Origin of the sequence: Zooshikella sp. RANM57 (assembly GCF_050749885.1) — a bacterium.
Taxonomy (GTDB): domain Bacteria; phylum Pseudomonadota; class Gammaproteobacteria; order Pseudomonadales; family Zooshikellaceae; genus Zooshikella.
Genome location: NZ_JBOIUB010000014.1, coordinates 1 through 12,429, shown reverse-complemented (window position 1 = coordinate 12,429; position 12,429 = coordinate 1). Strand labels below are relative to the sequence as shown.

The 12,429-nt window shown below is 40.5% G+C and carries 12 protein-coding genes; 10 read left to right on the top strand and 2 right to left on the bottom strand.

The window, feature by feature from the left end; genetic code table 11:
• Positions 1 to 22: 22 nt before the first annotated feature.
• The 10 genes from ACQ96U_RS22230 (at position 23) to ACQ96U_RS22185 (ending at position 10,761) form a co-directional block, all read left to right on the top strand.
• Positions 23 to 409, top strand: a complete 387-nt coding sequence (locus ACQ96U_RS22230) for a hypothetical protein (protein WP_431723472.1) — start codon at positions 23 to 25, stop codon at positions 407 to 409.
• Positions 410 to 677: 268 nt separating this feature from the next.
• Positions 678 to 1,238, top strand: coding sequence for a DUF411 domain-containing protein (locus ACQ96U_RS22225; protein WP_431723471.1), 561 nt, complete (start codon positions 678 to 680; stop codon positions 1,236 to 1,238).
• Entirely contained in the window at positions 1,238 to 2,599 is a 1,362-nt protein-coding gene (locus ACQ96U_RS22220) for a TolC family protein (RefSeq protein WP_431723470.1), read from the top strand. Before ACQ96U_RS22225 ends, ACQ96U_RS22220 begins: the two co-directional genes overlap by 1 nt.
• A gap of 62 nt (positions 2,600 to 2,661) precedes the next feature.
• Positions 2,662 to 4,329 carry an efflux RND transporter periplasmic adaptor subunit gene (locus ACQ96U_RS22215; RefSeq protein ID WP_431723469.1) on the top strand — a complete coding sequence of 556 codons (1,668 nt, stop codon included), beginning with the start codon at positions 2,662 to 2,664 and terminating at the stop codon, positions 4,327 to 4,329.
• Complete coding sequence (locus ACQ96U_RS22210) at positions 4,326 to 7,535, top strand: efflux RND transporter permease subunit (RefSeq protein ID WP_431723468.1); 3,210 nt, start codon at positions 4,326 to 4,328, stop codon at positions 7,533 to 7,535. The genes ACQ96U_RS22215 and ACQ96U_RS22210 overlap by 4 nt, the downstream gene beginning before the upstream one ends.
• Positions 7,536 to 7,537: 2 nt before the next feature.
• A complete protein-coding gene (locus tag ACQ96U_RS22205) occupies positions 7,538 to 8,035 on the top strand; it encodes a cupredoxin domain-containing protein (protein WP_431723467.1) in 498 nt (165 codons plus the stop codon).
• 52 nt (positions 8,036 to 8,087) lie between these two features.
• The gene (locus tag ACQ96U_RS22200; protein WP_431723466.1) at positions 8,088 to 9,089 is read left to right on the top strand and encodes an adenylate/guanylate cyclase domain-containing protein; all 1,002 of its coding nucleotides are present in this window, start codon (positions 8,088 to 8,090) and stop codon (positions 9,087 to 9,089) included.
• A 32-nt stretch (positions 9,090 to 9,121) separates the two neighbouring features.
• Positions 9,122 to 9,436: a DUF2933 domain-containing protein gene (locus tag ACQ96U_RS22195; protein ID WP_431723465.1), complete on the top strand. Its 315-nt coding sequence runs from the start codon at positions 9,122 to 9,124 to the stop codon at positions 9,434 to 9,436.
• On the top strand, positions 9,423 to 10,079 hold the full coding sequence (locus ACQ96U_RS22190; RefSeq protein ID WP_431723464.1) for a methyltransferase family protein: 657 nt from the start codon (positions 9,423 to 9,425) through the stop codon (positions 10,077 to 10,079). The genes ACQ96U_RS22195 and ACQ96U_RS22190 overlap by 14 nt, the downstream gene beginning before the upstream one ends.
• Positions 10,080 to 10,311: 232 nt before the next feature.
• Positions 10,312 to 10,761, top strand: coding sequence for a hypothetical protein (locus tag ACQ96U_RS22185; protein ID WP_431723463.1), 450 nt, complete (start codon positions 10,312 to 10,314; stop codon positions 10,759 to 10,761).
• Between the two features lie 326 nt (positions 10,762 to 11,087).
• Here ACQ96U_RS22185 and ACQ96U_RS22180 read toward each other — a convergent pair whose 3' ends face one another.
• Entirely contained in the window at positions 11,088 to 11,480 is a 393-nt protein-coding gene (locus ACQ96U_RS22180; protein ID WP_431723462.1) for a hypothetical protein, read from the bottom strand.
• A 516-nt stretch (positions 11,481 to 11,996) separates the two neighbouring features.
• Positions 11,997 to 12,429: transposase (locus ACQ96U_RS22175; RefSeq protein ID WP_431723461.1), on the bottom strand; the 433-nt coding region annotated here is incomplete at its 5' end.

Here is a 12,429-nt window from a genome sequence, read left to right as displayed (position 1 = left end):
GTAATCAAGAATCTGACTTGGCATGAACTTCAACCTGTTTTCACTCATGATGCTTTTGCTACTGACATTCATAGGTCAGAGTAATGCATTTGCTGTGGAATCGAATACAACAACGTTCATGCCAATTAAAGTGACTTATCAAAGTAAGCACCATACTGATGCGGTCTCATCAGCTCATAAGAATGTAGCGTCTCACTCTTGCTGTAAAGCGTCTTCTTACTTTAAGCATCAGAGCAAATGCCAACAAAGTGGATCATGCTCCAGTGGTCACTGCTTATCATCTGTTGTCTTGCCAACGAGTACTTCTCCTACGCCTTTACCAATAAAAGCGTTAAATACGAGTCAATATATCGCCTTCATCCCCTCACATCCCTCAAGTACTCCCTACCGACCTCCCATTATTGTCTAACCTGTCAATGTATCAGTCGCTTATCCTAGCGGGTGTCTATTCTCACCACTTTGGACTTAGCGAATAAAACGACTTCAGGTTCACAGTATTTATTAGCTTATTAAGCTGGATGCGTTTTAAAGCAATTACAGTAAGTGTTAACGAATATCTGCTTTATAACGAGTAAATATGGGGATGGCAGTTTAATTCAATACTGCTACCTAGATACTGTGAACAATGGAAGAACAATTACAGTTATTTAACTGTTTATTACACAGGTTTGACCATTATGTTCGCCCTCAACTTAATGCGCTATTTTGCTTATTCTATATTTCTCTTTCCTTTTATTTCTGGTTTTGCCATTGCTGGGACTGAATCAACTCATCAACAAAACACCAGTGTAAAAGTAATTCAAAAGCAGACCTCAGACACCGAGCGCCTCCAACTCACTGTCTACAAAAATCCAAGTTGTGGTTGTTGTAAAAAGTGGATGAAACATCTGAATGAGCAAGGTATCAAGACACAAGCGGAACACCAGGATGATCTAACTGCAATCAAAGCTCAGTATCATATTCCTTCAACTCACCAATCCTGCCATACCGCCGTATTAACCTCACCTAAAAATAACAAAACCTATGCATTTGAGGGGCATATTCCCGCTAAATACATCAAACAGTTTTTGCAAAATCCACCCGCTCATGCCGTTGGCTTAACAGTCCCTGCCATGCCTGTCGGCAGTCCAGGCATGGAATATGGTAATGAGTTTATGTCTTATGAAATTTTCTTGATTAAGAACGATGGCTCAACTTCAACTTTTGCTCAGGTGAACGTGCTGGAGGATCAATATTAATGATCGCTCGAATTTCATTAACCATGACTGCTGGCATTATTGCCAGCCTGGTTACCAGTATTAGCTATGGGGCATCGCTTTCCCTGCAACAGGCCATTCACCAAGCACAACAGAACGACCCTTGGTTAACCAAAAGCCAACATATCCAAGCAGCCACTAATGCCAGACAAATTGCGGCTGGTACATTACCTGATCCCAAGATGTCAGTAGGTTTGGCCAATCTACCCACAGACACCTTTGATTTTGACCAGGAACCCATGACGCAATTCAAAGTGGGTGTTTCCCAGATGTTTCCACGTGGTGACAGCCTGGAACTCAAACAACAACAACTCAGGCAGCAAAGTCTGCAACATCCTTTCATGCGACAAGACCGTAAAGCCAAAGTAGCCGTTAATGTTAGTCAATTATGGCTAGATGCTTACCTGGCCCAGGAAAGTATTGCGCTGATTAATCGTAACCGCGGTTTATTTGAACAATTAGCAGGTGTGGCTCAGGCCAGTTATGCATCCGCTATGGGTAAATCTCGTCAGCAAGATATTATTCGCGCTCAGTTAGAGTTAACCCGGTTAGATGATCGCTTAACCAATCTAAAACAACAGCAAGAAATGCGGTTACAGGCATTATCCGAGTGGACAAGTAACGTATTTCTCAGAGAAGTAAAACCAAGCTCCCTAAAAGAAAACTCAGTGTTCCCCCAAAAGCTTTCACATTATTCAACGAATGAGCTAGCGCTCACACGAAAACTCCCCAATCTACATATCCTTAAACAGCAATTGGTTTATGCCAAAGTCACCACACCGCAAACCTTAGCAAAACACTTTATGCAACACCCTGCGGTTAAAGCACTTGAGCAACAAATACAAGCCAGTCAAACGGAAATAAAACTGGCTGAGCAAAAATACAAGCCGGAATGGGGTGTTAATGCCAGCTACAGTTATCGGGATGATGACCCTAACGGCAATGATCGTGCTGACTTTTTTTCAGTCGGAGTTACCTTTGACTTACCATTGTTTACTACAAACAGACAAGACAAAGAAGTACAAGCTGCAGCGTCTCAAGCAGAAGCCATAAAAACCGAAAAATGGTTACTGTTAAGAAATATGATGGCGCGATTTGAAACGGCAAAAGCACAACTAAAACGATTAGAGCAACGCCTGTCGTTATATCAGTCTCAACTTCTGCCTCAAATGCATCAACAAGCGGAAGCTGCGTTAACCGCTTACACCAATGATGAAGGTGACTTTGCGGAAGTCGTTCGCGCGCGAATTGCTGAGCTTAATGCTGAAATTGATGCTTTGGCTATTAATGTTGCAAAACAAAAAACCATTGCTCAGCTGAATTATTTTTTTACCACAAATTGAATTTTTAACGACTAACAAAAGCAGTACCAGCCAATACCGAATTTTGAGTAGGAGAAGCATCAATGACAACGTTTCTGCGTAGTAAAGGTGCGCTGATAACGGGAATTATTCTGGGTATATTACTCAGCCTGTCAGGTTATAAAATAATTGGGTTAAAAACTTCAGCATCAACAAAACAAGAAAAAAATGTTCAAAATGATGAAAAAAAACCACTCTACTGGGTTGCCCCTATGGACCCCAATTACCGCAGGGATAAACCGGGTAAATCGCCCATGGGCATGGATTTAATTCCCGTTTATGAAAAAGACAACTCAAATCAGGATGAAGGTCCAGGGACCATCAAAATCGCCCCCAATGTTGTCAATAATTTAGGTGTTAGAACCGCAAAAGTTACCAAACAGTCTTTAACAACAACCATCAATACGGTTGGTTATATTCAGTATGACCAAGACCGATTAATTCATATTCACCCACGCGTAGAAGGCTGGATAGAAACCCTTTATGTAAAAGCGCAAGGCAACACAGTACACAAAGGTGAGCCACTATATGCCATTTACTCCCCTGCGCTCGTTAATGCACAAGAAGAATTTTTATTAGCCCTGCAACGTAATAATCAACAACTGATTAATGCCGCGATTGATCGCCTTAAGGCACTGCAAATCCCAACACCCACCATTGAAACATTACGTAAAACCCGACAAGTGCAACAAACGGTCATATTTTTTGCCCCTCAAAGTGGTGTCGTGGATAACCTGAATATTCGCGAAGGTTTCTTTGTAAAACCCGGCATGACCTTGATGGCAATTGGCTCATTAGCAGAAGTCTGGGTGGAAGCAGAAGTGTTTGAGCGTCAAGCGGCATTGGTGAAACAAGGCATGCCTGTTTCGATGACCCTGGATTATCTGCCGGGTAAAACCTGGCAAGGTAAAGTGGATTATATCTACCCGACACTTGATACCAAAACCCGTACCGTTAAAGTACGCCTGCGTTTTGCTAACCCCAATAAAGCACTTAAACCTAATATGTTTGCCCAAGTAGTCATTGATGCTGACAGCGCAGCGCAACAACTGCTTGTCCCCCGTGAAGCGGTCATTCGTACTGGACGGCAAGACCGAATAGTGCTCGCGTTAGGTGATGGCCAATTTAAATCCATTGCAATCACTATGGGTAAAGTAAATGAGCACTATGCTGAGGTCATTAACGGCTTAACAGAAGGTGACACCATTGTCACATCCGCTCAGTTTTTACTTGATTCAGAATCCAGTAAAAACTCTGATTTTCAACGCATGACATCCCCCACTCAAGCGCAACAAAACACGGCTAAAAGTGATTCATCATCAACCCCTTCAGCACAAGCACATGACAGCCATGCTCAACATAACATGAATAAAAAAGTAGAAAAAAAACCATCCAGTGCCTGGGTTGAAGCAGAAGTGCACAAAATAATGCCTGACGACCGAAAAGTGAATGTCACCCACCAGGCTATTCCTGAGTGGCAATGGCCTGCCATGACAATGGATTTTATGCTGGCAGACAGCATTAATATTGCTCAACTATCGCCAGGTATGAAAGTGCATATCGAAGTGCAAAAAGCCGCTAATAACCGCTACCAAATCACTCAAGTGCATATCCCTGATAACTCAAAAAATATATCTGAAAAAAACAGTGAACATAAACCTAAGACACACAGTGAAACGCATAACCATGGACAGTCAGGAGAAACACCATGATAAATGCCATTATTCACTGGTCAGTCCATAATCGCTTTTTTGTCTTGCTGGCGACGTTTATTTTAATCGGTATTGGTTTTTACTCGCTCAAAAACACACCCGTTGATGCCATACCTGATTTGTCGGATGTACAGGTGATTATCAAAACCAATTACCCTGGACAAGCTCCCCAAGTGGTAGAAGATCAGGTCACCTATCCGCTCACTACAGCCATGTTATCTGTTCCTGGTGCAGTCACCGTACGTGGCTACTCTTTTTTTGGTGACTCCTATGTGTATGTCATTTTTGATGAAGATACTGACTTATACTGGGCCCGTAGCCGTGTTTTAGAGTACCTCAGTCAAGTGGCACCCTCATTGCCCGCAACGGCACGCCCCCAATTAGGACCCGATGCTACTGGGGTTGGCTGGGTTTATCTTTATGCCTTGGTCGATAAAACAGGCCAACATGATATTAGCCAATTACGCAGTATTCAGGATTGGTTTTTAAAATATGAATTACAAACTATCCCAGGCGTATCTGAAGTCTCCACCATTGGCGGCATGGTTAAGCAGTATCAGGTGAAAGTAAACCCTGACAAACTCCGTGCGTTTGGCATCCCCCTGGCGCATATTCAGCAAGCCATTAAACAAAGTAATCAGGAAGTCGGTGCTTCTGTGGTTGAAATGGCCGAAGCTGAATATATGGTTCGTGCCTCAGGTTATATTCAAAACCAACAAGATTTAAGCAATATTCCACTGGGTGTTAATCAAAATGGTATTCCCCTTCTACTAAAAGATGTTGCAGATATCACCTTAGGACCACAAATGCGTCGTGGAATTGCAGAGCTGGATGGTGAAGGTGAAACAGTAGGCGGTGTCGTTGTTATGCGCTTTGGCGAAAATGCACAACAAGTGATTGATGGCGTCAGAGCAAAATTACAACAACTCAAACAAGGATTACCAAAGGGCGTAGAATTAATAACCGTCTATGACCGCTCAGGGTTAATTGATCGTGCCGTGACCAATCTCTGGCATAAACTGTTGGAAGAGTTCATCGTGGTCGCCCTGGTGTGTATTGTCTTTTTATTTCATGTACGTTCCTCCTTAGTGGCTATTATCAGCTTACCCGTCGGTATTCTTACCGCATTTATTGTCATGAATGCCCAAGGTATTAATGCCAACATTATGTCGCTGGGTGGGATCGCCATCGCTATCGGTGCAATGATTGATGGTGCTATCGTCATGATTGAAAACATGCACAAGCACATGGAACGAACACCTCTCACCCATCAAAATCGCTGGCAAATTGTCGCTCAATCAGCCAGTGAAGTAGGACCAGCCCTCTTTTTTAGCTTATTAATTATTACTGTGAGTTTTGTGCCTGTCTTCACTTTGGAAGCACAGGAAGGTCGCATGTTCTCACCACTGGCATTTACCAAAACCTACGCGATGGCGGCAGCAGCAGCGTTGGCAATCACCTTAGTGCCAGTATTAATGGGTTATTTTATTCGAGGTAAAGTCATTGCTGAACATAAAAACCCTGTTAATCGTTTATTAACCGCACTGTATTTACCTTGTCTGAAAACAGTTTTACGTTTTCCAAAAATAACACTGTTATTCGCCTTAATAACATTAGGACTGGCTGTTTGGCCACTGGATAAAATTGGCAGTGAATTTATTCCACCGTTAGATGAAGGGGATTTAATGTATATGCCAACCACGTATCCGGGCATATCCATTGGTAAAGCACGCGAATTATTGCAGCAAACCGATAAATTAATTCGCACACTTCCCGAGGTTAAAACCGTATTTGGTAAAGTGGGACGCGCTGAAACCGCTACAGACCCCGCACCTTTGACCATGATTGAAACCTTTATCCAGCTAAAACCACAGGATCAATGGCGCCCAGGTATGACTACCGATAAGTTGAAAAAGGAGCTGGATAGCATTGTCAAACTACCTGGTGTTACTAATGCCTGGGTTATGCCAATCAAAACCCGTATTGATATGTTAGCAACGGGTATAAAAACGCCTGTCGGTATTAAAATTGCCGGTCCCGACCTGAAAAAAATTCAATCCATTGGCCAACAGTTAGAGTCTATTTTAAAGGATGTCCCTGGTACAGCCTCCGTTTACTCAGAGCGTGTCGCGGGTGGTCGCTATATTAAAGTCGATATTCAGCGGGAAAAAGCAGCGCGTTATGGATTAAATATTGCCGATGTACAACAAGTGATTGCGACAGCCATTGGTGGTATGAATGTCGCGCAAACGGTTGAGCGATTAGAACGTTATCCTATTAATATCCGTTATCCTCAGGATTATCGTAACTCACCAGAGCAACTTGCCTTATTACCCATAGTGACACCGATGGGACAACGTATTTCATTAGGCGATGTGGCAAACATCGCTATTGAAGACGGCCCTCCAGGCATTAAAAGTGAAAATGCACGATTAAACGGTTGGACATTTATTGATATCGATAATATGGATGTCGGTACCTATGTTCAACAAGCCCAACAAACCGTTAATGAAAAACTGACACTACCCACTGGCTATTCCATTACCTGGTCAGGCCAGTATGAATATATGCTGCGGGCAAAGGCTAAATTAATGTATGTAGTGCCCCTCACGCTTGCCATTATTGTTGTGTTGTTATTTATCAACTTTCGCAATTTGGCTGAAGTGTTAATTATTATGGGCACACTGCCTTTTGCCATGGTTGGCAGTATCTGGCTGATGTATTGGCAAGGCTATAACTTTTCTGTTGCGGTTGGGGTCGGTTTTATCGCATTAGCCGGCGTTGCGGTTGAAATTGGCGTCATTATGCTGGTCTACCTCAACCAAGCATTCAAGGCCGTACAAAAAGATTGTCTGCAGCAAGGCACTTCACCCTCAACGGAAGCGTTGAAAAACGCCATCATACAAGGAGCAGGCATGCGCGTGCGCCCAGTAATGATGACCGCAGCAGCAGTTATTGTTGGACTTATTCCTATTTTATTGGGTACTGGCACAGGTTCAGAAGTCATGAGTCGTATTGCAGCCCCCATGGTAGGAGGCATGTTAAGTGCTGTATTACTCACGCTACTTGTTTTACCTGTCGTCTATTTTTTATGGCAGCGTTACGTGTTGCACTTAGCAAGTCAGAAAAAGCATAGCAATACCTTTACTGAAAGCATTGGTAATCCCAAATCAATCACAACAACCTCCCCCAAAACGGAGTCATAATTATGGATAATGTACAAATCCCCAAAGCAGCTATTATATTATTCAGCATGACGCTTTTAACTTCACCACTGGCTTCAGCTAGTGGTACAGGGCATCATCATCACAAAGAAGAAACAACAAGTGCTGTAGGACAACCAGCAGAAAAGTCGCAAGCCACAAAAACCATTCATGTCGTCATGAACGATAAGATGCAGTTTTCTTTTCAGGAAAAGCCTAGTATAAAACCAGGTGAAACTGTTCTTTTTATTGTCAAAAACGACGGGAAAATCCCTCATGAATTCTCAATAGGCAATCAGCATGAACACAAAGAGCACCAAAAGATGATGCGCGAAATGCCCAATATGCGTCATGAAGATGGCAATACCATTACTGTTGACCCAGGAAAAACCAAAGAAATTGTTTGGCAATTTAGCGGTGAAAAAGAGGTGATTTTCGCTTGTAATATTCCAGGACATTATGAAGCAGGTATGCATCATGCACTACATTTACAGGGGAAATAAACAATATGTTCTCCAGTGTAACATAAATAGATTTCCACTGGGGTACTCATATATGACTCATTCTAAACGTACATCCTCAATATGGTTGTTTTATTCTTTATGTGGTGCCTTCTTTGGCACCTTTAATAGCTTAATTGTGCATGAACCATTGATTCATGGTCTAGCCAATGGTTTTCTGGTTGGGGTACTCATTGCTATTGTTGACACTTACCTACATAGCTATTTTCGGCAAAAAGCTGTCATCGTGCAAATACTGACGATGTCAATTATATGGTCTGTGCTCATTATGACCGCTCTAGTCATAAGCCATACATTTATCTGGAAAAAATTAAACATAAGCTGGCTACTGAGCAAAGCGGCCTTAACTCACTTTATGCTTTGTTTTATCATGGCCATGATCATGAGTATGTTAATTCGTATCAGTCAGTTTTTAGGCGCTACAACATTAAAAGCCCTAATATTGGGCCATTATATCACGCCTAAACATGAACAGCGTATATTCCTGTTTTTAGATATTGCAGATTCAACAGCAATTACCCAACGGATAGGCCCTATTAAAGCTCAGCAACTTATGGGTATGTTCCTTCATGATGTATCTCATCTTATTCGGCTTAATTCAGGAGAAGTTCAACGTTATGTGGGAGATAATATGATGGCAACATGGCCTTTAAGTAAAGGAGTATGCTCTGTTGCCTTTTTCCTGGAAGCTGTAGATAAATACTTAAAAACTCATACCGCTCAGTATTTACAGCAATTTGGTATAATCCCAAAGTATCGTATAGGGATTGATGCAGGCGAAGTTGTAGCAAAAGAGATCGGTGAACATAAACGATCTGTAGAGTTTTTTGGCAATGCCGTCAACATTGCCGCCCGCTTAGAGAAAATGGCAAAAAATTTAAATGTAACAAACCTGCTTACTCAAAAATTAGCAAAAAACCTTATATTACCAAACTCTTTGGCTATACTAGCCCAAGGAAAGCATGCCATCGCAGGCTTTGAAGAACCTCATGAATTAGTGTCATTAAGTCATAGAAATAATAATCTACAGGGATAAGTAAAAGCCTCCAATTAACCATAGGATAGTATATGCCTAAACATAATTATTCATTCTGGTTAACACCAAAAGGATTGGCTGCCATTAGCTTAACTGTGGCTGTAAGCTACTTCTTGCTCATCGAACATCGAGAACACTTATTCGCATTACTACCTTATTTAATCATATTGTCTTGTCCACTCATGCATCTTTTTATGCATAAAGGCCATTCTCATAATCACTCAAATACCCAAGCACCTTTTAAGAAAGATTCAAATGAAAATAGTGCCTATCAAAAAGGGTATAATGATGGATTAAAAGCAGGTAAAGGAACAGAAAACAATAAGGACGATAATGATGCAACATGATCAGGCTTATGGGCTGTGGGGTTTGGTCTTTTTAAACTCCTTTATTTTTATATTTTTTGCTTTTAGCTTTGTAAAACCTAAAACAAAGACTGACTGGCGGAGTTTAAGTGCCTTTTCTGCTTTTATTATTGCATTATTTACAGAAATGTATGGTTTCCCATTAACGATTTATTTTTTATCTGGTTGGCTAAGTAACAAATACCCCGATGTTGATTTTATGACACACGATAATGGCCACTTACTACATACCTTATTAGGATTCAAAGGTAATCCACATTGGGACTCATTACATATAACCAGTAATGTAGTCATTATTTTGGGAATTTTCCTACTTGCCTCAGCTTGGAAAGTATTACATAAAGCTCAGCAAAGCCAATCTCTAGCCACAACAGGCTGGTATAACCGTTGCCGGCACCCACAATATACTGCGTTCATTATAATCATGTTTGGTTTTCTCTTACAGTGGCCAACACTTCCAACGCTGATTATGTTCCCTATTCTAGTTGTCGTCTATGTTCGATTAGCAAAACGAGAAGAACAAATAGCACTGAGTGCGTTTGGCGATGCATATCGTCAGTATATGTCATCAACTCCAGCCTGGATACCCCATTTCAACGTATCGACTAAAGTAAGAAAACACTAAAAAACAATTCATAATAAATTCTCACATCAAAGCTCATACAATTATTTTTTTCTAGTTTTATCGTTTGTTTTACCTTGCCTCGGGTAATTTTCATCTTAACCTTCTAATTACTACCATAAAAATAACTCACAAAAACTATATGCGTTAACTTAACTGTCATTTGAATTGTGTATTTTACGGATAAAAAGTTAAATAATAAGCTAAAAACTCAAATCAACCTAAGGACAAAATAATGAAACTTCTTTTTCAAACAACTGTTATTTTAACCTTATTTTTATCCCCATTGCTTACAGCAGATGAACATAATAGCATGATGAAAGATAGTATGATGGGAATGATGTCTCATGAACATATGATGAAGATGCATCAGCATATGCAAAAAATGCAAACATTAATGGATGAAATAAAGCAAGAACAAGACCCCAAAAAACGTCAAAAATTAATGCAGCAACATATGCATAGTATGCAAGAAGGTATGCATATGATGAATCCCCCCAAAGATAAAATGATGAAAGAAAATCGAGATAAAAAACAACAGACCAAAAAAGAGCATATGGAGAAAAAAGAATACATGATGGAACAACGCATGGGTATGATGGAACAACGTATGGATATGATGCAAATGATGATGGAGCAAATGATGGAACATAATATGCAAGGAGAGCAAGAACATCATCCTTAGTAACAATATGTGATTTTACCATTGAGTATTATGCTATAGCTGACTTATTTCAATCATTTACAGTTTCAATAAATGGTTGAACTCAAATCCGTTAATTTAAAGCACATTAACGGATTTCAAAAATCAGGCGCTCAAGAAGAACAACAATAGTGTATATTAGGCACGATCCGACCTCCGACCTGACAGATACCTAAAATAATGGGTAGTGCCTAATCTGATATGAATGAGTACAAATAAATGCCTAGTAAAATGCCAGATTCACTACTCATAGCCTCTATTTCAAATAGAGAATATATAAGTCTCATTCACAAAGTATACCCCCCTATTCACGTTTTTTTAACGGCCAACTTTATCCGGTTTAAAATACCACCAGCACTACCACCGAATGTTTTTTTATTATTGTTATTTGTCAACGATGCGTCCATTACTGACTTAACTGGAAATGGATAGCGCGCTTTAATTTCTGCCACTTTATTTCGCCAAATTAATTCTTTTTCTTTGCCATTATCATATTGCCATTCTAGATATAAAGGGTCAGACTCTTTTTTATAGGCCTGACGCCTACCCTCAACAGCCTCTTCTACTGAATAAAACAATAAAATTTGATTGTCAGGTATATCTATACCGCATACTTTTAAATAATTCTGCACTTGATTAATATCGAGCACGCCTCCCAATACAGCAATAGTTTCACTACTATCTTTTTGTTTTACTTCCATATTTTTCCTTAAAAAATTTATAGATTAAACATGAGCAAACCCCGGAAACATTCCCCAAGCGAGATCTTCATAAGGGAAAAATCCGCTCACAGAACCAAATAGACATATTAACATTTCACCTGATTCTCCGACCCTGTTTGACAAGGCAAGTTTTGAATGCGCTGAGTGAAAAGCATGATAAACGCTATCAATACGTTGCCGCATGCCGTAGAATTTCCAACCATTGTCAAAGTTTATAATGGGCTTCATAACGCTTTGTGAATCAATATCACCACTGATTAATTTGATATAACACCCAGTCGTTATAGCTCCTTGCTGATATCCATTGGACCAATTATCATCAATTCGTGCTGGATGTTCGCCAGAAACTCGTGTCCACTTTAGTCGAATTATATTAAAACTAGCATTGATATAGGTATCGTAAACACTCTTTCTAAATTCTGTGGCTAAGCCGTTTCCCGTATGATCGATATCATCAGTTGAATAAGAATGTAATGTAACGCGATGCTCGACTTTTTATCCTATTAATTGAGCCAACTGAAGTGGAGCGTTGCCTTCGTTTCTATTGAGTAACACACATAAACTGTGTGATAACAATTTACGACTTATTCGATTCGTCAGACTCCATAAGGTCCTACCTTTTGTTCGTTGGATATTAAACCTTTTTACAAGCTGACCAATCGTTGTCTCAACCCGTCGTCGGACCCGGTTTAACTGTCCCCTCCATTTCTCTGGGAGTTGATCCACCATGTTTTCTCTGACCGGTGTTTCTAATTGTACTGCTTTTAGCTCAAGTAATTCAGCCTTAAAATCTGCACCTAATGCACCTAAATAACCTTTATCACCTAGCAAAATACCACTCTTCATCAATTTCGTTAACTCCCAGACGGCTTCTCGCTCACTGTCATTAGCGGGTGTTAACGTAAACCCTGCAATTGCACCATGAAAA